We start from the raw sequence: 21,105 nt of genomic DNA on the forward strand, positions 1-21,105 counted from the left end.
TAACAAGCATGTTAGACAATGTTTTGAGAATTGCCACACGCCAAAGCCCCCTTGCGCTCTGGCAGGCACATTATGTCAAAGACGCCTTAATGGCAAACCACCCCGGTCTGATCGTGGAACTGGTTCCGATGGTAACCCGTGGCGATGTGATCCTTGATACCCCGCTGGCGAAAGTCGGGGGGAAAGGGTTGTTTGTTAAAGAGCTGGAAGTCGCGCTGCTGGAAAAACGCGCCGATATCGCCGTGCATTCCATGAAGGATGTGCCGGTTGAATTCCCTGACGGTCTTGGACTGGTCACCATTTGCGAGCGAGAAGATCCGCGTGATGCTTTCGTCTCAAATAAGTACAACACGCTGGATGAACTACCGGCAGGCAGCATCGTCGGGACATCCAGTTTGCGTCGCCAGTGCCAGTTGGCAAAGCGTCGCCCGGATCTCGTCATCCGTTCGCTGCGCGGTAACGTAGGTACGCGTCTGAGCAAACTGGATAACGGCGATTATGACGCCATTATTCTGGCGGTCGCCGGATTAAAACGTTTAGGTCTTGAGTCGCGAGTCCGCACCGCTCTGCCGCCGGAAGTCTCCCTACCCGCTGTCGGGCAAGGCGCAGTTGGCATAGAATGTCGACTGGATGATATGCGCACTCAGGCGCTGTTAGCGCCGCTCAACCATGAAGAGACGGCGCTGCGCGTCAAAGCCGAACGCGCCATGAATACCCGCCTGGAAGGGGGATGTCAGGTCCCTATCGGCAGTTATGCAGAACTCATTAACGGTGAGATTTGGCTGCGGGCGCTGGTCGGCGCGCCTGACGGTTCGCAGATGGTATGCGGAGAACGTCGCGGCGCCGCGCAGGAAGCTGAACAGATGGGCATCTCTCTGGCTGAAGAGCTGCTGGAGAACGGTGCGCGCACCATTCTGGCTGAAGTTTACAACGGAGAAGCCCCCGCATGAGTATTCTGGTCACCCGCCCGTCTCCCGCAGGGGAAGAGTTAGTGAGCCGTCTGCGCACACTGGGGCAGGTGGCCTGGAGCTTTCCGCTCATCGAGTTTTCGCCCGGTCGGGAACTGGCAACGCTGGCTTCCCGACTATCGGCGCTGACGGAAAACGATCTGGTCTTCGCCCTCTCGCAGCACGCCGTCACCTTTGCAGATGCCGAGCTTCAGCAACAAGGGAAAAGCTGGCCCTCCCTTCCGCGTTATTTTGCCATTGGTCGCACAACGGCGCTGGCGCTGCATACCGTTAGCGGTTTCAATATTCACTACCCTCTGGATCGGGAAATTAGCGAAGTCTTGCTACAATTACCTGAATTACAAAATATTGCGGGAAAACGCGCGCTTATATTACGCGGCAATGGTGGCCGTGAGCTGATAGGTGAAACCCTGACAGCACGCGGAGCTGATGTCGATTTTTGTGAATGTTATCAACGCAGTGCAAAATATTACGATGGTGCAGAAGAAGCGATGCGCTGGCAATCTCGTGGTGTGACCACGGTGGTTGTCACCAGCGGAGAGATGCTACAACAGCTCTGGTCGCTCATTCCGCAGTGGTATCGTGAGCACTGGTTACTACGCTGTCGGCTGCTGGTCGTCAGTGAGCGTCTGGCGCACCTCGCCCGGGAACTGGGCTGGCAAGATATTAAGGTCGCTGATAACGCCGACAACGATGCGCTACTACGCGCATTACAATAACTCTCATAATGGGATGCCATAATGACGGAACAAGAAAAATCCTCCGCCGTGGTTGAAGAGACCAGGGAGGCCGTGGAAACCACGTCACAGCCAGTCAATACTGAAAAAAAGAGTAAGAACAGCACGGCGCTGATTCTGAGCGCTGTGGCGATTGCTATTGCGCTGGCTGCAGGCGTTGGGCTGTACGGTTGGGGGAAACAGCAGGCAACAACGCAGACAGCAACCAGCGATGCGCTGGCGAACCAGCTTACGGCGTTGCAAAAAGCGCAAGAAAGCCAAAAAGCTGAGCTGGAAGGCATTATTAAGCAGCAGGCAACGCAGCTGGATGAAGCCGCTCGCCAGCAGGCCGCGCTGGTCAAACAGCTTGACGAAGTCCAGCAAAAAGTCGCCACTATCTCCGGCAGCGATGCCGGGACATGGCTGCTGGCGCAGGCTGATTTTCTGGTGAAACTGGCCGGTCGCAAATTATGGAGCGATCAGGACGTTACTACCGCCGCGGCGCTGCTGAAAAGCGCTGACGCCAGCCTGGCGGATATGAATGACCCAAGCCTGATTACCGCCCGTCGCGCGATTACCGACGATATCGCGAGCCTCTCTGCGGTGACTCAGGTCGACTATGACGGCATTATCCTGAAAGTGAATCAGCTCTCTAACCAGATTGATAATCTGCGTCTGGCCGACAACGACACCGACGATTCGCCGATGGATTCCGACAGCAGCGAGCTTTCCAGCTCGATCAGCGAATGGCGCGTCAATCTGCAAAAAAGCTGGCAGAACTTTATGGACAGCTTTATCACCGTTCGCCGTCGTGATGAAACCTCCGTCCCGCTGCTGGCACCGAACCAGGACGTTTACTTACGTGAAAATATCCGTTCTCGCCTGTTAGTGGCCGCCCAGGCCGTGCCGCGTCATCAGGAGGAAACATATCGCCAGGCGCTGGAAAACGTCTCCACCTGGGTGCGCGCCTACTACGACACCGACGATGCAGCCACCAAAGCTTTCCTTGAAGAGGTAGACCAACTGAGCCAACAAAGCATCAGCATGGACGTACCGGAAACGCTGCAGAGCCAGGCGCTTCTCGACAAGCTCATGCAGACCCGCGTACGTAATTTACTGGCACAGCCTGCCACAGCGCCGGTTGCAGCAACTCCTGCGCCTTCAGCTGAAACTCCGGCAACTGCGCCGCAAGGAGAATAATGATGCTAAAAGTATTATTGCTCTTTGTGCTGTTGATCGCCGGGATCGTTGTCGGTCCAATGATTGCCGGCCATCAGGGCTACGTACTGATCCAGACGGATAATTACAATATCGAAACCAGCGTGACGGGTCTGGTGATCATTCTGATCGTCGCAATGGTCGTCCTGTTTGCGATTGAATGGCTGCTGCGCCGAATTTTCCGCACTGGCGCGCATACCCGCGGATGGTTTGTCGGTCGGAAGCGTCGTCGCGCCCGTAAGCAGACGGAGCAGGCGCTGCTCAAGCTGGCAGAAGGCGATTATCAGCAGGTTGAAAAGCTGATGTCGAAAAACGCCGATCATGCAGAACAGCCGGTAGTGAATTACCTGCTGGCGGCAGAAGCTGCTCAACAGCGCGGTGACGAAGCTCGTGCCAACCAACACCTTGAGCGTGCTGCCGAACTGGCCGGAAATGATACGATCCCGGTAGAAATCACTCGCGTTCGCCTGCAGCTGGCACGTAATGAAAATCACGCCGCACGCCACAGCGTAGATAAACTGCTGGAAGTGACGCCACGTCATCCGGAAGTGCTGCGTCTGGCTGAACAGGCCTACATTCGTACCGGTGCATGGAGTTCGTTACTGGATATCATTCCATCCATGGCAAAAGCGCACGTGGGTGATGACGAGCACCGCGCGATGCTGGAACAGCAGGCATGGGTTGGTCTGATGGATCAGGTTCGCGCCGATCAGGGCAGCGAGGGGCTACGTGCATGGTGGAAAAACCAGAACCGTAAAACCCGTCACCAGGTTGCCCTGCAGGTGGCAATGGCTGAACATCTGATTGAGTGTGACGATCACGATACGGCGCAGCAGGTCATCATTGATGGTCTTAAACGCCAGTATGACGACCGCCTGGTGCTGCCGATCCCGCGTCTGAAAACCAACAACCCGGAACAGATAGAAAAAGTGTTGCGCCAGCAGATTAAAGCCGTCGGCGATCGCCCATTACTGTGGAGCACGCTGGGCCAGTCGCTAATGAAGCACGGCGAATGGCAGGAAGCCACGTTCGCCTTCCGTGCCGCTCTCAAACAGCGTCCAGATGCCTATGACTACGCCTGGCTTGCTGACGCGCTGGACAGACTGCATCAGCCGGAAGAAGCCGCCACTATGCGTCGTGATGGCCTGATGTTGACGCTGCAGAACAACAATCCCCCGCAGTAATTCCCTCTTGCCCGGTGACGTTTCGCTTACCGGGCCTACCGTTATTTCATATACACCAAATCATTCGAGATGCTTCGAGGCGACTTGAAGGATGAGGTGTATATGCATAAAAAAACGCCCGCTCTTTTGGAGCAGGCGTTAAACAGGTCTGTATGACAACATAAATGGGTGCTTCACTCAACGTTATGTCCATGGTGTTTGATGAGGCCAGAGCGACATCTGTCTGTGGACGATAAGCACCGTAAACGGCTCTGCATCATTCCTGAGTTTATGAGGCCAGATGGCGAACATAAGAGATGGAATGAGCATCTACCCGTATATTATTGCACAAGGCATGCCACGATTGCACTGCAAAAACAATGGAACCGGACTTTTTAAGACATCAGGAAATTCGGGGAAATAAAGGCTGAGAAGGGAAAATCAGAAAACAAAAAACCCCGCCGAAGCGGGGTTCAAAATTGGTCGGCGAGAGAGGATTCGAACCTCCGACCCACTGGTCCCAAACCAGTTGCGCTACCAAGCTGCGCTACTCGCCGCTTTACTGCTTTTTGAATTTTTAGTTCAATTCTTTAAGTCGTGGTGCGAGGGGGGGGACTCGAACCCCCACATCCTAAGGACACTAACACCTGAAGCTAGCGCGTCTACCAATTCCGCCACCTTCGCATTTCACAACTTTAAATTAATGGGGTGGCTAATGGGATTCGAACCCACGACAACTGGAATCACAATCCAGGGCTCTACCAACTGAGCTATAGCCACCACTGCAAATCTTTTACGCGGTATTAAAACCACCGCAGCTCCGGCACCTTACTAAATGGTGCGCCCGACAGGATTCGAACCTGAGACCTCTGCCTCCGGAGGGCAGCGCTCTATCCAGCTGAGCTACGGGCGCTTAGCGCCGTTGCGGGGCTGGATATTACGGAGGTCTCGGTCTGCTGTCTAGTGCTTTTTTAAAATAAATTATCGTTTGGTCATGGTTTGTGCGTTTTGTCGCTTATTCCTGCAATTTTTGGGCTGTGCCATGACGATTCAGGCCAAAAACCTTATAAATGAGCGTCACGGCCAGTAAGAAGATAATGCCAACAAACAGCGACATTCGGGTATCTTCATTAAAGTACATGCCGATTAATACGCAAATCAGGAACGCCATCGTCAAATAGTTCGCCCACGGGAACAGAATCGAGCGGAAAGGATGACTGGCGATCGCCGCTTTATGCGCCTGACGGAAACGTATCTGGCTTATCAGAATCACAAACCACGGCACCATCCCCGGCAGCACGCTGGCGCTATAGACATAAACGAACACACGCTGCGGGTTGGGAATGATGTAGTTCAGGCACGAACCAACCAGCAGGATCGCGATAGAAATAGCCACGCCGGCAACCGGCACTCCCTGGCGCGAAACTTTTCCAACGGCGGCAGGTAGCTGGCGATTCTTTGCCAGCGCGTAAAGCATACGCCCACAGCTGTACATCCCACTGTTACAGCCCGACAGCGCCGCCGTCAGGACCACAAAGTTAATAATCCCTGCCGCGGCGGTAATACCAATCTTGGCAAAGGTCAAAACAAACGGGCTACCGTTACTGCCAATCTCATTCCACGGGAAAATAGTGACGATAACAAAAATCGCACCGACGTAGAAAATCAGAATACGCCACAGCACTTTCCCTACTGCACTACGCAGCGTGACCTGCGGATTCTTCGCTTCACCCGCAGTAATGCCGATCAGCTCCACACCCTGGTAAGAAGCCACGACAATACACAATGCCGTCAGGAAGCCCTTCCAACCACCAGCAAAGAAGCCGCCATGCTCAGTCAGGTTGCCAAAGCCGATCGCCTGACCGCCATTGCCAAAACCGAAGAAAATCACCCCTAATCCAATGACGATCATCACAATGATGGTGGTCACTTTAATCATGGCAAACCAGAACTCAATTTCACCATACAGGCGAACCGCGGCGAGATTTGCCAACGCAACCAGTCCGACAGCAATCAGTGCGGGTATCCATTGTGCCATTTCCGGGAACCAGAACTGGACGTACACCCCGATGGCGGTAATCTCTGATATCCCCACCGCCATCCACATAAACCAGTATGACCAGGCGGTGAGATAACCAAAGAAGGGGCTCATGTAACGATGGGCGTAAACAGCAAATGAACCGGCAACCGGCTCGAGGAATAACATCTCCCCCATAGAACGCATAATGAAAAAGACGAACAGCCCGGCGACGATGTATGCCAGCAGAACCGAAGGTCCCGCCCATTTCAGGGTACTGGCGGCCCCCATAAATAGCCCGACGCCAATAGTCCCCCCAAGGGCAATTAATTCGATGTGACGAGCCTCCAGCCCACGCTGTAGCTCAGGTTTGTTCTCGGCCATAAATCCTCTTGTTGTGTTTGCATACTGTCCGGTATTACCGGTTCTCGTTATGGGTACATCTTGTTATGCCATAACAGGCCATACGGCACCGACCGCTTAACGGTTGGCGTCAAAAACACCACGGCACTGCAATGATTGTTGCGAATGGTTTCCTAAAATCGCTTAAATGGCAATTAAAGCATTCAAAAAATAAATAGATTGTGCGAGAAAGCAGCGATTATGTTGTGAATAAGTAGCGTAATTAGCAGATCACGCTACTTATCAGAGGCGAGAGGGCGTCAGAGGTTGCCGGTATAGTGCCAGCGGAGATAGCGTAATAAGCGAAGTTGACGAGTGATACGGCTTGGCTGCGACAATAAGCGATACAGCCACTCCAGCCCCAGACTCTGCCAGATTCGCGGCGCACGCTTAACGTGACCGGTAAAGACGTCGTAGGTACCACCGACGCCCATATACAGCGCTTCAGGGTGAATCTTCCGGCAGTCACGCATAAAGATCTCTTGTTTCGGCGAGCCCATCGCCACCGTCACAATCTGCGCACCGCTGTCGTGGATACGTTCAAACAACGCCTGACGCTGGTCCGGGGTAAAATAACCGTCCTGACTGCCTACAATGTTCACGCGCCACTGGGCACGCAGTTTAGCTTCCGTTTGCGCCAGAACTTCAGGCTTGCCACCAATCAGGAAGACAGGCGTTCCTTCCTGCCCAGCTCGCGCCATAAGCGCTTCCCAAAGATCAGCCCCTGCCACGCGTGAAACCTGCGCCTGCGGGAATTTTTTGCGCACTGAGCGCACCACGCTAATCCCATCCGCATATTTGAACTCAGCGGCGTTGATCAGATCCCGCACTTCAGGGTTATCTTCTGCCGTCAGCATCTTCTCAGCGTTGATTGCCACCAGCGTTCCTGACCTGAGATGTCCCTCGGCAAACAGGTAATTTAGCGCATGCTGCATATCGCGCCAGCCAATCAATTGTAGCCCGCGCAGCGAGTAGAGTGGCGCAGTTGTGTTATCTGTCATTACGATCCTTCAATCTGTGTCCGGGGCAGCGATTTGATTCGTTTGTGGATGAGTCCCGCACTATCGAATAGCCAAAACAGCAGTTTTGCCACCAGCAGACACACGCCGAAAATCACGAGGAAAAAGACCACTCGCGAGACAAACGAATCCAGCCCTTCACGTGCCAACACGATCATATTGAAAATAGCGCCAAAACAGAAACTGTGCAGAATCGCCGCCTTGTAGCGATTGGTTTCGCGGTTGCCTAACTCATACAGCCAGTCAAACCACTTGATGATGAGTCCAACGACAATCGCGCCTAACGGGATAAACAGCGCCCCGCCCATCACCACCAGTGAACCAATTAACGTCGGCGAAATCGCCAGACCTGAGTGGTTGTTCAACACTTCCCAGGTAAAGTAGTTCGCTGAGTTGAGGACAATACTCGGCCGCCCAGGCCACAGCCAGGAAGGGATAAAGACGTAGAAGTCACGGACAATCGGCGCCAGCCCCTGAAACTCAATATTGTGGTAATTTTGCAGCAACAGCGCCAGATTCTCCCACGGCGAGAAGGTGTCCCGCGTGAGGTACAGGAAAGTATAGAACGCCTCGTCGCCGCTAACGTTCATCCCATAGCGCTTTAGCGCCAGCCAGAACATCCCGACGATACCCAGCACGCCCGCGGCGGCCAGCATCCACAGCGAAATCCAGCCGCGAATGATGCCGATAAACAAGAAGATGGCAAACGCAATGATGATATTGGCGCGTGTCCCGCCAACAATCATATAGGTCAGCAAACCAAACGCGACGGTACTCACCAGGAAGAATAACCACGCTTTGCTGTCCTGACGCAGGAAATAGACCACCAGCATTGCCGGAATGAAGAAGTAGAAGAAACGCTTCAGAGCGACGCCAGAGACTTCACTGGAAAAAATTTGGCTGTAGGATTGCAGCCTGAACAGCAGGAATCCGTTGTGCATAAAGAAGACGCCCACGCTCACCAATGCAATCGCCATCAGGATAACCCAGGTCAAATGCGCTTCAACGCGATTGATGGTAAATAGCGGCCTGCGTGGCTTATCCTCGACTCGCTTGCGAAGGCGTGTTTTATACGTCACGTAGTAGACGGCATAGAAACAGGCGGCAGACAGCAAGGCCTGCAGCAGGATCTCCGGCGGAGCAACTGCCACATCAAAACGGAACACCAGTATGCTGGTCAACGGGAACCCGAAGAAGAACGTCAGCAAAAACAGCAGTGAGAAGAAAACATTGAAGTTAAAACGCACACGGCGGAATTCAAACCAGGTCAGCGTGGCGATAAACAAGGTGGAGAGCAGCCATACCACCAGCAAACCGCTAAATTGCATCAGGCTCATACGGTTTCTCCTGAAGCAATGCGCAGCGCGTTGTGCCACGGCTGCAGATAATTCGGGCTAAAGAAGGTGATTGTATTTTTATCTACCGATGCCAACTGGCGCTGCGCTTCGCGTACGACGCCTTCATTGAGCTCATCAGTGGTAAATAACACCGGGAGATTCTGTTCCACCATATCCTGCCAGAAGGGATTTTCACGGTTGAGCACGCACGGGATACCGGCCTGAATCAGTAAACACAGGGTACCGATCCCCTGCTGACGGGCAAAAATAAAGTAACCCAAATCACACTGACGTAATAATGTCAGATAGGCATCAAATTCCAGCTTTTCACTTAAAATTTGCAGATTCTCAGCGCTAAACAATGCCAGGCCGGCCTGACGAACCTCGTCGATATAAGCCGCATTATCGGCGGGGTACCCCATCGGTACAATCACATTCACCGTGTCGCCGAACTGCTGATGGACGGCGCGTAGCGCGGCAATATGCTCATTGCTGCGATCGCCAGAGTTGCCAACCAGCACCGTCATCTTGCCGCTGCGCTGACACGCGTTGCTCATATTATTGAGCGAGGGATCCATCCGCGTTGGGAAATAGAGCAACTCGCCACGCACGCGCGGATGCTGTTCGGCGAAATAGCTCAAATCACCCCGCGTGGCAAATACGCAGCCCACGCGGTTCTGCGCCATACGGCGAATGGGGTAAAACAGGCGAAATTTCAGTCCACTGGAGACTTCATATAAATCCGCGCCCCAGATATGCCAGTAAAACTGCTCCGGTTTAATTCCCCCGCTCAGCAGCGCTAACCACAGGCTGGTGTTGAACTGACCGTGGAAGAAAAAACGCTGTTGGCGATCCGCTTTTGCTTTCGCGATAACCGCTTCAGCCAGCGCCTTTTTCCCACCATAGAAGCTTAGCGATAACGCCGGGCAGTTCTCACTGAATCCGGCATCCTGACCTGCAACCATAAACGTGCGTGCGTGCTCGCTCGTCGCGGCCAGCGAGTCGTTGAAAAACCGCAGCACGGTTTGGTTATGGTGAGGGATATCCGATCCCAGAACGTGAATCAGTACAGTCATACCCGCCTACGCCAGAGTAAAAACACGCCACAACAAAGAGAGAAATAGACAATGTACGTTGCCATGTAAGCCTGCGCCGCGCCCAGCGCACCATGTGCAGGGATCAGCCAATGTGCAAACGCCGTCAATAACATGAACTGGCTAATTTCTGCCAAGATATAAAACCGCAGCGACGCTTTCGCGATCACCAGATAACCGAAAACATAGGCGCCGACTTTCAGCACATCACCGACCAGTTGCCAGGCGAACAGGTCGCGCATGGCGGTGAATTTAGCGGAGAAAAGCAGCCAGATAGCAAAATCGCGCAGTAGCCAGACGGTAAAGCTTGCGGCAGCAACCGCCGGCAGCACGAATTTCAACGACTTGATCACTTCGCGTGTAATGTCGCGCTTTTCAGTCAAACGCGACAACGTCGGCAGCAAGTAAACGCTGAATGAGGCGGTGATAAATTGCAGATAAGCATCGGAGATACTGCTCACCCCCTGCCAGATCCCCACATCATCCCAGCTGTACTGCGCCGCCAACAGGTTTCGCATCATCACATATGCCACTGGCAGCGTTACGGAGGTAATCAGCGCCATCAGCGTAAACTTGCTTAACTGCCCTGCCAGACCGTTATCCCACGAGGGTTTCAGGTAATGCAGGGGGATAGTCCCACGCTTAATCAGCATTATAGCGGCAGGGATAACGACCAGCGCAGGTACCAGCGCCAGGCCCAGCAAGGCGCCTTCATACCCTCCCAGGCGATAACAGCCATAATAAGCCGCTACGCCCACCAGGCTCCCCACAATCAACGACAGCGCGTTACCCGCCGCATCGCGGAAGCCCTTCATCAGCGCCAGCAGCAGGTTCGCCCAGGCAATGCCCATCTGCACCAGCGCAACCAGTCGAACCAGCCCCTGATAATGAGTATGACCAAATAATCCCTGACTGATAGGTGCGGCCGCCAGCAAAAAAATCACCGCCATCAGCGTAGAGAATCCCAGCACCATCGCGGAAGATGTACCGACCACCTTACGGAGCCGGGCCGGATCGTCATGATGCTGCGCAACGTATTTCGTGACGCCATTGAAAATGCCGGCCCCCGCCAACACGCCAAGCACGGTGACCATCTGGCGGAAGTTACCCGCCTGCCCCACGCCTGCCGGTCCAAACGACACCGCCAGCAACTTCACAACCAGCAAACCTGCACCAATTTTTACCAGCGTACTGGCCGCCGTCCATAAGGACGCTTTTGCAAGCGACATATCAGGCGAAGTAGTTGAGTAAGGTCGTAATGACTGTTCGCTGGTTCACCGGCGACAGATTGTAGAACAGCGGTAAACGCAGCAGGCGTTCGCTCTCTTTGGTGGTGTAACGATCAACACCGGCAAACACGCCGAATTTATCGCCAGCCGGGCAATCATGCAGCGGGATATAGTGGAACACCGCCATAATTTCAGCTTCTTTCAGGAAGTTAATCAACGCCGTGCGATCGTCGATATCACGCAGTTTGATGTAAAACATATGGGCATTCTGTACGCAACCCTCCGGTATCGAAGGCAGCTCAATACGTCCGGCACGCGCCAGCGGTTCCAGGGCATCGTAATACTTTTGCCACAGCGCCAGACGCTGCTGGTTAATACGATCAGCCGCTTCCAACTGCGCCCACAGATAAGCCGCCTGCAGATCGGACATCAAATAGCTGGAACCGATATCACGCCAGGTATACTTATCTACCTGGCCGCGGAAAAACTGACTACGGTTAGTCCCTTTTTCACGGATGATTTCTGCACGCTCGACTAATTTTTTATCATTAATCAGCGTCGCTCCACCTTCCCCGCCTGCGGTATAGTTTTTGGTCTCATGGAAGCTAAAGCAGCCGATGTGACCTATCGTACCCAGCGCACGCCCCTTGTAGGTCGACATGACGCCCTGGGCGGCATCTTCCACCACATACAGGTTATGTTTAGTGGCCAGCCCCATGATGGTATCCATTTCGCAGGCCACGCCCGCGTAATGTACCGGCACAATAGCGCGGGTTTTATCGGTGATCGCCGCTTCAATCAGCGTTTCGTCAATGTTCATGGTATCCGGGCGGATATCAACAAAGACGATTTTCGCGCCGCGCAACACGAAGGCATTGGCCGTAGAGACAAACGTGTAGCTCGGCATAATGACTTCATCGCCAGGCTGGATGTCCAGCAACAATGCCGCCATCTCAAGCGATGCGGTGCAGGAAGGCGTCAGCAGCACTTTCTCGCTGCCAAAATGCTGCTCCAGCCACTGCTGACAGCGACGGGTAAAGCCACCGTCACCACACAGTTTGCCGCTATTCATCGCAGACTGCATGTAATCGAGTTCAGTTCCCACCACCGGCGGTGCATTAAATGGAATCATCGTGTCACCTGTATAACCAATACGCGGTGCTTTCCACATTCGCACCACTGTGTATATAACGTTTAAGCGCGGCGGTGTTACCCATTTGGGTCGCCACGCGCAATGTTGTTTTACCGCGGGCCTGTGCCCAACAAAGCGCGGCCTGCATCAGTTCTGCACCCGCACCACGCCCGGCCAGCAGGCCAATTCTCGCCTCGGTCGCATTCAGTTCACGCAGCGAGACATAGCCACGAATCTCACCAGTCGGTTTACGAAAAATGAGGCATTGATGATCAAACGTCCCCAGCACCGCGTTTTCAATCCACTGTGCGTAGAAACGCGCGCTGGCATCTTCGGCATACCATGGGACGCGAAAACGGCTTTGCGCAAATGCCTGTCCTGCCAGATGGCGTAATACCGGGATATCCGTAGTTTGCGCAACCTGCGCACCGGGGTCGCCGCTGGCACACGTTACCGGCAGTACAAAATCGACTTCACCTTCTACCAGTGAGAACCCCAAATGCTGCAGAGCATCTAATTCATGGCTATTTGCGGCAAGTATTTTTGCTTGTACACGCGACCAGGGCAGCAACGCATCCGCGGTTAGAACCGGCGCGCGTTGGTCAAAACGGACAATGGCGCTATTCACGCCAAAGAACGTATTTTCCCAGCTAAGCGGCTCAATACTGGCGCGGACGAGCACGGAGCAGCTCCAGCAGGTATTGACCATAACCCGTTTTGGCCAGTGAACTGGCGGCACGCTTCACGCCTTCGTCATCCAGCCAGCCGTTACGCCAGGCGATTTCTTCCAGACAGGCTATTTTAAAGCCCTGGCGTTTCTCCACCGTCTGCACAAAAGTGCTCGCTTCGATCAAACTGTCATGCGTACCGGTATCCAGCCAGGCAAAGCCACGCCCAAGCAATTCAACCGTCAGATGTCCGTCATCAAGATACATCTGGTTGATAGACGTAATCTCCAGCTCCCCACGCTCAGAAGGTTTCACGCGTTTCGCGTATTCCACCACTTTGCTGTCATAAAAATAGAGCCCTGTCACCGCCCAATTAGATTTCGGCGCTTTCGGCTTCTCTTCCAGAGAGACTGCGCGAAAATTGTCATCAAACTCAACAACACCAAAACGTTCAGGGTCCATGACCTGATAGCCAAACACCGTCGCGCCTTGCGTTCTGGCGGCCACATGACGCAGTTTTGGACTGAATCCTTGACCAAAGAAGATGTTGTCCCCTAACACCAGGCACGATGGTTCACCGTTAAGAAACGTTTCACCGATAATAAAAGCCTGCGCTAATCCATCCGGGCTCGGTTGCTCAGCATAGTGCAGTTCAATGCCAAACTCAGATCCATCGCCCAGCAAACGCTGGAAATAGCCTTTATCTTCCGGAGTGGTGATAATCAGGATTTCGCGAATTCCCGCCAGCATCAGTACCGATAGCGGGTAGTAAATCATCGGCTTATCGTAAATGGGCAATAGTTGCTTCGATACGCCCCGCGTAATGGGGTACAGGCGAGTACCTGAGCCACCCGCCAGAATGATACCTTTCATGCGTTGCCTCCTCCGCAAAACCAGGCTGTTAGCCCTTCAGACCTAAACGTTCGCCCTGGTAACTGCCGTCCTGCACGGGTTTCCACCATGCCTGATTATCCAGATACCACTGCACGGTTTTGCGCATTCCACTTTCAAACGTTTCCTGCGGCATCCACCCGAGTTCACGCGCAATTTTTGAAGCGTCAATGGCGTAACGTAAATCATGGCCTGGGCGATCGTCCACAAAAGCGATCAAGTCGCGGTACTGCGCGATGCCCTGCGGTTTATGCGGAGCCAGCTCTTCCAACAGGCTGCAAACCGTTTCGACAACATCCAGGTTTTTACGCTCGTTATGGCCACCAATATTATAGGTTTCCCCAACCGCGCCCGTCGTCGCCACGCAATAGAGCGCCCTGGCGTGATCTTCTACATACAACCAGTCACGGATCTGTTGACCATTGCCATATACCGGCAACGGTTTGCCCGCCAGTGCGTTGAGGATCATCAGCGGAATCAGTTTTTCCGGGAAATGGTACGGACCATAGTTATTGGAACAGTTGGTAATCAGCGTTGGCAGACCGTAGGTACGCAGCCAGGCGCGAACCAGATGATCGCTGCTGGCTTTCGACGCGGAATAAGGGCTGCTCGGCGCATATGGCGTGGTTTCGGTGAAGAAATCATCTGTGGAATGGAGATCGCCATACACCTCGTCAGTCGAGATATGGTGGAAACGAAACGCCAATTTTTCCTCACTGGCTAATGTACTCCAGTAAGCGCGCGCTGCTTCCAACAGCGTGTAGGTTCCCACAATGTTGGTTTCGATAAAGGCGGCCGGACCATCAATTGAACGATCGACATGGCTTTCTGCAGCCAGATGCATCACGCAGTCCGGCTGATATTGTTGAAACACCCTGTCGAGCGATGCCCGATCGCAAATATCCACTTTCTCAAAGGCAAAACGGGAATTCTGCGCAACCGGCTCCAGCGACATCAGGTTTCCGGCGTAGGTCAGCTTATCGACCACAACCACCGCATCCTCGGTATCATGAATGATATGTCGCACAACCGCCGAGCCGATAAATCCCGCTCCACCAGTAACCAGAATTCGTTTCATTAGCGCCAGACCCCTTTGGTATCAACGGTGTACTGCTGTTGAACCGCATCGCCTTTGATGGCTTTAAATTCATTATGGTCAACCAACATGACCAACACATCAGCACGTGCCAGAGCATCGTCCAGCGTCGCCAGTTGGCAAAGACCATCCAGTTTTTTCGGCAGTTGATGGATGTTCGGTTCCACCACCAGCATTTCGCCTTTGTGCCATTGCGCAATATTCTGCGCAATTCCCATCGCCGGGCTTTCACGCAAATCGTCAATATTGGGTTTGAATGCCAGACCAAAACAGGCAATTTTCACTTCGCTAGCCCGTTTGTTGGTATCCGCCAGACAGTCGGCTACGGCAGCCTTCACCCGATCGACCACCCAATGCGGTTTACCATCGTTTACCTCACGTGCAGTACGGATCAATTTCGCCTGCTGCGGGTTCTGCGCCACGATAAACCACGGATCGACCGCGATACAGTGTCCACCTACGCCAGGGCCGGGCTGCAAAATATTCACGCGTGGATGGCGGTTTGCCAGGCGAATCAGTTCCCAGACGTTGATCCCCTGATCGGCGCAAATCAGCGACAGTTCATTGGCGAAGGCGATATTGACATCGCGAAAGCTATTTTCCGTCAGCTTACACATTTCTGCGGTGCGGGCGTTGGTTACCACACATTCGCCTTCGAGAAAGATGTTGTACAACTCGCTGGCGCGCGCGGAACAGACGGAGGTCATTCCTCCAATCACCCGATCGTTTTTAATCAGTTCGACCATTACCTGACCCGGCAGTACGCGCTCTGGGCAATAAGCAATGTTAACGTCCGCCTGTTCACCGACCTGCTGCGGGAAAGTCAGGTCAGCCCGCATTTCTGCAAGCCATGCGGCCATCTGTTCAGTTGCCCCGACAGGTGAAGTGGATTCCAGAATCACCAATGCGCCTTTTTTCAAAACTGGCGCAATAGATTTCGCCGCGGCTTCTACGTAGACCATATCGGGTTCATGATCTCCCTTGAACGGGGTAGGCACTGCAATCAGATACGCATCAGCATCTACGGGTGTCGCGCTAGCACGTAAAAACCCATTTTCGACCGCCGTTTTCACCACCGCACCCAGATCGGGCTCAACGATGTGAATTTCACCGCGATTAATGGTATCCACCGCATGTTGATTTATATCTACGCCAATTACGTGTTTTTGACGGGAAGCAAAGGCAGCCGCCGTTGGCAGTCCGATATAACCCAGCCCAATGACAGAAATGGTCGTAAAACTCATAGCGATATCCGATTATTTTTTAATGCATCTAAAATGCGGTCACATGCCAGCCCGTCTCCATACGGATTATGGGCGCGGCTCATGATCTGATATTCATTGTCGTCATGCAGCAAACGCGTGACTTCTTCAACAATCCGCTGTGGGTCTGTACCTACCAGACGTACAGTCCCTGCGGTAATAGCTTCCGGGCGCTCCGTTGTTTCACGCATCACCAGCACAGGTTTCCCCAGAGACGGCGCTTCTTCCTGAATCCCGCCGGAATCAGTAAGGATCAGCCAGGCGTGATTCATCAGCCATACGAATGGCAGGTAGTCCTGCGGTTCAATCAACACCACGTTTTCAACGTGACCCAGGATGCGGTTGACCGGCTCACTGACGTTAGGGTTCAGGTGTACCGGATAGACAATCTGCACATTTTGGTTAGACGCGGCTATTTCCGCCAGGGCATGACAGATTTGCTCAAAACCGCGACCGAAGCTTTCCCGACGATGACCGGTCACCAGGATCATCTTTTTATCAGCATCCAGGAAAGGATAACGTTCGGCCAGATCCGCACGCAGCGTCTCATTTCCCAGTACGCGATCCCGAACCCAGATCAACGCGTCAATAACCGTATTACCCGTAACGAAAATACGATCATCAGGGATAGCTTCTCGTAACAGATTTTGGCGCGAGTTTTCTGTTGGGGCAAAATGATACATTGCCAGACGCCCGGTCAGCGTACGATTAGCCTCTTCCGGCCATGGTGAATAGAGATCGCCTGTACGTAAACCAGCCTCTACATGCCCCACCGGGATGCGCTGATAGAAAGCGGCCAGACTGGTAGCAATCGTGGTTGTGGTATCACCATGAACCAACACCACATCGGGTTTGAATTCAGCCAAAATAGGCTTTAACCCTTCCAGGATGCGGCAGGTTATTTCTGTTAGTCCCTGACCTGGCTGCATAATATTGAGATCGTAGTCAGGTACAATGGAAAAAAGATTCAACACCTGATCGAGCATCTCCCGATGCTGCGCCGTAACGCAAACTTTCGCCTCAAAATCAGGATCTTTTTCCAGCGCATGAACCAGAGGAGCCATCTTAATGGCCTCCGGTCGCGTACCAAATACAGTCAGTACTTTCACATCGATTCTCTTCGGATTGGCAGTGAGGGCCCAGCCCCTCACTGCAACGGCATTGCTAAATCGTACGGCGACGGGTTAACGCGACACCAGCACCGATCAGAGCCCCAACGATACCCCACATAATCATCAGGAAGGCGCGACGAGGGCTGTCACGTTTTACCGGCTCTTCCGGCGTTCTCAAATAACGATAGGTCTGAAAACGCGGATCTAAAGTTGGTCCAACGTTCAGGGTGTTCAGCATTGCCCTGTTCTGGAAATAGTCCAGATCGAACTCCGGACCAATTGACTGCAGATTCTCGAGTCGCGCCTGCAACATAGGACGTCCGAGTAAGAACAATTCTGAATCCGGCAATTCATCAGCTGGAACATCTGTGGAAGTACGCGAAATATTATGCTGCTCAGCAATTTTAAGCGCTTGTTCAATGCTGTGGACGCGGCGAGAGAAAATGGATTTTGCCACTTCTTCCTGACGTTTGACCTGCGCTTTCATCTGCACAGTGCGTGCGGCCCATGCGCCTTTTAACTCATCATTCAGATGACGTGCCGCGCGTTGGCTGGCAAACGCGACGTACTGGCGCAGCAAATTGTTGGCATCAGGAGCCGTCTCGGCAATCAACTTCACGCTGTCATTGGTATTACGTAGCGCATCGCCAGGTAAAAACTGAATGTTATTGATCAGTTCATCCAGCATCGCCGCATCGGCTTTGCTATTACCGACCATACGCTGCTTATAGTAATCAGTCTGCTGCCAGAATTCTCGGCGTGTATCCCAGGAGGCAAGCTGCATAATGAATTCTTTATAAGCCTCATCCATTACTGACGGTTGGTCCGTGGACGCAAGACTGGCCTTAATATCCAGGTTGCGTAAAAACTGTTGTTGAGAGTAAAAGCCACCCAACATATTGACCGTTGGCCTGTCAGTAATCGCCGTGGCGCTCCACTCCTGACGCGCAAAAAACGTATAGGCGAGGGCCGCTATCGCGAAGGCGAGAGCCATACCGACGATCCACACCTTCCCTGACCACAAGGTACGAAACAACCCACGGATATCCAGTTCATTTTCAGCGCTCACGGCGTCTTCCCCCGGTAATGGTTGTCTCATCGCATCCTCAATTTACTTGGTTAAGTTTGGTTTGCCTTCACGAATTCTTCGCAATCTGCGCTTCACTCGCTTGATAAATCTCGCTACCTTCCAGGCACGCTTGATACAGTAACCGTAGAGGCCAAAGGCCAGTAAAAAAAGCAACAACATGGCCCATTCAGGGACTAAGCGAAAATATTCAGCCAACACGCCGATAGACGCCAGTACCGCCGCAGCCAGCGTAATCAGAACAAATGCTTGTCGGGAAGTAAACCCTGCCCGCATCACCAAATGATGTATGTGTTGACGATCCGCGGAGAAAGGGCTCATGCCTTTTCGCAAACGTCGGTACATGATTGCCACCATATCCATCAATGGAATGGCAATAATCCACAGTGCAGTTACCGGGCTAATGGGGTGAGTTTTGCCCTGCGTAGTCTCCAGCAGGATCCAAATAATGGTGAAGCCAATCAGTGTACTGCCCGCGTCACCCATAAAAACTTTATAGCGACGTCCAAGGATGCCCAGATTTAGCAGGATATAAGGCAGAATGGCGGCGATCATGGCAAAACACCAGATAGCCAGACTCGTCTGACCATCAAACCACAAAATGAATCCCATCGCCGCAAATGAAACGCTGGACAACCCACCTAGCAGACCATCAATCCCATCCACCATATTGAAGGCATTTATTGCCGCCCAGACGGCAAACAGCGTGAGTAAATAGCCGAACGGACCGAGCACCATCTCCCAGGGGCCAAAAATATACCCAAGGCTAAGAAGATAGAGTTTGCCAACCGACATCATAATAATGCCGATCGCGGCCTGGATAATCGCACGGATTTTTACACTGATATCAAAGCGATCGTCTAACGCGCCGACCAAAACTAATACACCAGCACAGGCCAGAAAGAGAGAAGCATGCGGGATGTAGTAGTCAGCAATGGCAAACGTAAAACATACACCTGCGTAAGCCGAAATCCCTCCAACCAACGGAATCAATCCCTGATGCCGTTTACGGAAGTTGGGTTTATCCACTAAACCAATCTTTTTTGCGACCTTGCGGGCAAAGAAAAGAAACAGTGTTGTGAATAAGAAAATACTGATGAGATCAGTGCTTACTGTCAGTAAATTCACAATGCATGCTCTCAGAGAATATTAATAGCAGAAGTATAACCACGAAGACCTATATTCAGAAGGGAAACCCGACTTCATACCCAATGGTTTTGTATAATTATCAACCACAAGAAACAGATTACGAATCTTTTTCTACTTGTTGGTACTTCATACCGTATTATCGTTATTGTGTCGTTAAGATTACAGCCACAAAAGCAAAACGCCACGTAAAAACGTGGCGTTTTCGGATGAGACCTGAATTACGAACGCTTCATCATATCGAAGAAGTCGTCGTTAGTCTTGGTCATCGCCAGCTTGTTAATGAGGAATTCCATGGCATCAATTTCACCCATCGGATGGATGATTTTGCGCAGGATCCACATTTTCTGCAGCTCTTCCTGAGTGGTGAGCAGCTCTTCTTTACGGGTACCGGAACGGTTGTAGTCGATAGCCGGGAAGACGCGTTTTTCAGCAATCTTACGAGAGAGATGCAGTTCCATGTTGCCGGTACCTTTAAACTCTTCGTAGATAACTTCATCCATTTTAGAGCCGGTATCGATCAGGGCAGTCGCGATGATGGTCAGGCTACCGCCCTCTTCCACGTTACGCGCCGCACCGAAGAAACGCTTCGGACGATGCAAGGCGTTGGCATCAACACCACCGGTCAGAACTTTACCGGAAGCCGGAACCACGGTGTTGTAAGCACGCGCCAGACGGGTGATGGAATCGAGCAGAATGATAACGTCTTTCTTGTGTTCAACCAGACGTTTCGCCTTCTCGATAACCATTTCCGCAACCTGAACGTGGCGGGAGGCTGGTTCGTCAAAGGTAGACGCAACCACTTCACCTTTTACCAGACGCTGCATCTCGGTAACTTCTTCCGGACGTTCGTCAATCAGCAGCACCATCAGCACGCAGTCCGGATGGTTGTAAGCAATGCTCTGCGCGATGTTCTGCAGCAGCATGGTTTTACCTGCTTTCGGCGGAGCAACAATCAGACCACGTTGGCCACGACCGATCGGTGATGCCAGATCCAGTACACGCGCCGTTAAGTCTTCAGTAGAACCGTTACCACGTTCCATACGCAGACGAGAGTTTGCGTGCAGCGGTGTTAAGTTCTCAAAGAGGATTTTGTTACGGGCGTTTTCTGGTTTGTCGTAGTTAACTTCGTTAACTTTCAACAGCGCAAAGTAGCGTTCACCTTCTTTCGGCGGGCGAATCTTACCAGAGATGGTATCACCAGTGCGGAGGTTGAAACGGCGGATTTGGCTGGGAGAAACGTAGATGTCATCAGGACCGGCGAGGTAGGAGCTGTCTGCAGAGCGGAGGAAACCAAATCCATCCTGCAATATCTCCAGCACACCGTCACCAAAGATATCTTCGCCACTCTTTGCGTGCTGCTTCAGGATGGCAAAAATAATGTCCTGCTTGCGCATACGAGCCAGGTTTTCAAGGCCCATATTTTCGCCGAGAGTGATCAGCTCAGAAACCGGCGTATTCTTTAATTCGGTAAGATTCATAATGGTGTGAGTTCTTAAACTTGGGGTAAATCTCGAACTTAATGTTGTGAATGGTATGGCAGGGTCA

18 protein-coding genes and 4 tRNA genes are annotated in these 21,105 nt (G+C 52.7%); 4 read left to right on the top strand and 18 right to left on the bottom strand.

Annotated features, from left to right (window positions below; genetic code table 11):
- The first annotated feature begins 8 nt into the window (after positions 1-8).
- The 4 genes from hemC to hemY are packed head-to-tail and all read left to right on the top strand — an operon-like array spanning position 9 to position 4,086.
- Entirely contained in the window at positions 9-950 is a 942-nt protein-coding gene (gene hemC / locus HV350_RS24545) for a hydroxymethylbilane synthase (RefSeq protein WP_016157846.1), read from the top strand.
- A complete protein-coding gene (gene hemD, locus HV350_RS24550) occupies positions 947-1,687 on the top strand; it encodes a uroporphyrinogen-III synthase (protein WP_016155122.1) in 741 nt (246 codons plus the stop codon). The genes hemC and hemD overlap by 4 nt, the downstream gene beginning before the upstream one ends.
- A 21-nt stretch (positions 1,688-1,708) precedes the next feature.
- Positions 1,709-2,884 (top strand): uroporphyrinogen-III C-methyltransferase, encoded by a 1,176-nt coding sequence (gene hemX, locus HV350_RS24555; protein ID WP_181629516.1) that lies wholly within the window; start codon positions 1,709-1,711, stop codon positions 2,882-2,884.
- 2 nt (positions 2,885-2,886) lie between these two features.
- Complete coding sequence (gene hemY, locus HV350_RS24560) at positions 2,887-4,086, top strand: protoheme IX biogenesis protein HemY (RefSeq protein ID WP_016155120.1); 1,200 nt, start codon at positions 2,887-2,889, stop codon at positions 4,084-4,086.
- A 459-nt stretch (positions 4,087-4,545) separates the two neighbouring features.
- On the opposite strand, the gene HV350_RS24565 is transcribed toward hemY, so the two are convergent.
- The 18 genes from HV350_RS24565 to rho form a co-directional block, all read right to left on the bottom strand.
- A tRNA-Pro gene (locus HV350_RS24565) sits at positions 4,546-4,622 on the bottom strand.
- 41 nt (positions 4,623-4,663) lie between these two features.
- Positions 4,664-4,749: transfer RNA gene (locus HV350_RS24570), tRNA-Leu, on the bottom strand.
- A gap of 20 nt (positions 4,750-4,769) precedes the next feature.
- Positions 4,770-4,845: transfer RNA gene (locus HV350_RS24575), tRNA-His, on the bottom strand.
- 56 nt (positions 4,846-4,901) lie between these two features.
- Positions 4,902-4,978 (bottom strand) — tRNA-Arg (locus tag HV350_RS24580).
- Between the two features lie 102 nt (positions 4,979-5,080).
- Positions 5,081-6,466, bottom strand: coding sequence for an amino acid permease (locus tag HV350_RS24585; RefSeq protein ID WP_016155119.1), 1,386 nt, complete (start codon positions 6,464-6,466; stop codon positions 5,081-5,083).
- Positions 6,467-6,744: 278 nt separating this feature from the next.
- Entirely contained in the window at positions 6,745-7,485 is a 741-nt protein-coding gene (gene wecG / locus HV350_RS24590; RefSeq protein ID WP_181629518.1) for a lipopolysaccharide N-acetylmannosaminouronosyltransferase, read from the bottom strand.
- On the bottom strand, positions 7,485-8,840 hold the full coding sequence (gene wzyE / locus HV350_RS24595) for an ECA oligosaccharide polymerase (RefSeq protein WP_016155117.1): 1,356 nt from the start codon (positions 8,838-8,840) through the stop codon (positions 7,485-7,487). Before wzyE ends, wecG begins: the two co-directional genes overlap by 1 nt.
- Positions 8,837-9,916, bottom strand: coding sequence for a TDP-N-acetylfucosamine:lipid II N-acetylfucosaminyltransferase (locus HV350_RS24600; RefSeq protein WP_151223081.1), 1,080 nt, complete (start codon positions 9,914-9,916; stop codon positions 8,837-8,839). Before HV350_RS24600 ends, wzyE begins: the two co-directional genes overlap by 4 nt.
- Positions 9,913-11,163 (bottom strand): lipid III flippase WzxE, encoded by a 1,251-nt coding sequence (gene wzxE, locus HV350_RS24605; protein WP_019078442.1) that lies wholly within the window; start codon positions 11,161-11,163, stop codon positions 9,913-9,915. Before wzxE ends, HV350_RS24600 begins: the two co-directional genes overlap by 4 nt.
- Position 11,164: 1 nt before the next feature.
- Positions 11,165-12,295, bottom strand: coding sequence for a dTDP-4-amino-4,6-dideoxygalactose transaminase (gene rffA / locus HV350_RS24610; RefSeq protein ID WP_016155114.1), 1,131 nt, complete (start codon positions 12,293-12,295; stop codon positions 11,165-11,167).
- Positions 12,296-12,299: 4 nt separating this feature from the next.
- Positions 12,300-12,977 (bottom strand): dTDP-4-amino-4,6-dideoxy-D-galactose acyltransferase, encoded by a 678-nt coding sequence (rffC, locus tag HV350_RS24615; protein ID WP_016155113.1) that lies wholly within the window; start codon positions 12,975-12,977, stop codon positions 12,300-12,302.
- A complete protein-coding gene (rfbA, locus tag HV350_RS24620; RefSeq protein WP_016155112.1) occupies positions 12,955-13,836 on the bottom strand; it encodes a glucose-1-phosphate thymidylyltransferase RfbA in 882 nt (293 codons plus the stop codon). Before rfbA ends, rffC begins: the two co-directional genes overlap by 23 nt.
- A 28-nt stretch (positions 13,837-13,864) precedes the next feature.
- On the bottom strand, positions 13,865-14,932 hold the full coding sequence (rffG, locus tag HV350_RS24625) for a dTDP-glucose 4,6-dehydratase (RefSeq protein WP_047358755.1): 1,068 nt from the start codon (positions 14,930-14,932) through the stop codon (positions 13,865-13,867).
- Complete coding sequence (wecC, locus tag HV350_RS24630; RefSeq protein ID WP_181629519.1) at positions 14,932-16,194, bottom strand: UDP-N-acetyl-D-mannosamine dehydrogenase; 1,263 nt, start codon at positions 16,192-16,194, stop codon at positions 14,932-14,934. The genes rffG and wecC overlap by 1 nt, the downstream gene beginning before the upstream one ends.
- A complete protein-coding gene (gene wecB / locus HV350_RS24635; RefSeq protein ID WP_029139774.1) occupies positions 16,191-17,321 on the bottom strand; it encodes a UDP-N-acetylglucosamine 2-epimerase (non-hydrolyzing) in 1,131 nt (376 codons plus the stop codon). Before wecB ends, wecC begins: the two co-directional genes overlap by 4 nt.
- Before the next feature lie 55 nt (positions 17,322-17,376).
- Positions 17,377-18,423: an ECA polysaccharide chain length modulation protein gene (gene wzzE / locus HV350_RS24640; protein WP_181629521.1), complete on the bottom strand. Its 1,047-nt coding sequence runs from the start codon at positions 18,421-18,423 to the stop codon at positions 17,377-17,379.
- A gap of 12 nt (positions 18,424-18,435) precedes the next feature.
- On the bottom strand, positions 18,436-19,539 hold the full coding sequence (wecA, locus tag HV350_RS24645; protein WP_016155107.1) for a UDP-N-acetylglucosamine--undecaprenyl-phosphate N-acetylglucosaminephosphotransferase: 1,104 nt from the start codon (positions 19,537-19,539) through the stop codon (positions 18,436-18,438).
- A gap of 239 nt (positions 19,540-19,778) precedes the next feature.
- Positions 19,779-21,038 (bottom strand): transcription termination factor Rho, encoded by a 1,260-nt coding sequence (gene rho, locus HV350_RS24650; RefSeq protein WP_002437993.1) that lies wholly within the window; start codon positions 21,036-21,038, stop codon positions 19,779-19,781.
- Positions 21,039-21,105: the final 67 nt, after the last annotated feature.

The sequence above is a fragment of the Citrobacter sp. RHBSTW-01013 genome, from assembly GCF_013781985.1.
In the GTDB taxonomy this organism is placed as follows: Bacteria; Pseudomonadota; Gammaproteobacteria; order Enterobacterales; family Enterobacteriaceae; genus Citrobacter; species Citrobacter braakii.

Coding starts and splice junctions, on each gene's coding strand:
- hemC (WP_016157846.1), top strand. CDS start 9: ATGTTAGACAATGTTTTGAGAATTGCCACACGCCAAAGCCCCCTTGCG.
- hemD (WP_016155122.1), top strand. CDS start 947: ATGAGTATTCTGGTCACCCGCCCGTCTCCCGCAGGGGAAGAGTTAGTG.
- hemX (WP_181629516.1), top strand. CDS start 1,709: ATGACGGAACAAGAAAAATCCTCCGCCGTGGTTGAAGAGACCAGGGAG.
- hemY (WP_016155120.1), top strand. CDS start 2,887: ATGCTAAAAGTATTATTGCTCTTTGTGCTGTTGATCGCCGGGATCGTT.
- HV350_RS24585 (WP_016155119.1), bottom strand. CDS start 6,466: ATGGCCGAGAACAAACCTGAGCTACAGCGTGGGCTGGAGGCTCGTCAC.
- wecG (WP_181629518.1), bottom strand. CDS start 7,485: ATGACAGATAACACAACTGCGCCACTCTACTCGCTGCGCGGGCTACAA.
- wzyE (WP_016155117.1), bottom strand. CDS start 8,840: ATGAGCCTGATGCAATTTAGCGGTTTGCTGGTGGTATGGCTGCTCTCC.
- HV350_RS24600 (WP_151223081.1), bottom strand. CDS start 9,916: ATGACTGTACTGATTCACGTTCTGGGATCGGATATCCCTCACCATAAC.
- wzxE (WP_019078442.1), bottom strand. CDS start 11,163: ATGTCGCTTGCAAAAGCGTCCTTATGGACGGCGGCCAGTACGCTGGTA.
- rffA (WP_016155114.1), bottom strand. CDS start 12,295: ATGATTCCATTTAATGCACCGCCGGTGGTGGGAACTGAACTCGATTAC.
- rfbA (WP_016155112.1), bottom strand. CDS start 13,836: ATGAAAGGTATCATTCTGGCGGGTGGCTCAGGTACTCGCCTGTACCCC.
- rffG (WP_047358755.1), bottom strand. CDS start 14,932: ATGAAACGAATTCTGGTTACTGGTGGAGCGGGATTTATCGGCTCGGCG.
- wecC (WP_181629519.1), bottom strand. CDS start 16,194: ATGAGTTTTACGACCATTTCTGTCATTGGGCTGGGTTATATCGGACTG.
- wzzE (WP_181629521.1), bottom strand. CDS start 18,423: ATGAGACAACCATTACCGGGGGAAGACGCCGTGAGCGCTGAAAATGAA.
- rho (WP_002437993.1), bottom strand. CDS start 21,038: ATGAATCTTACCGAATTAAAGAATACGCCGGTTTCTGAGCTGATCACT.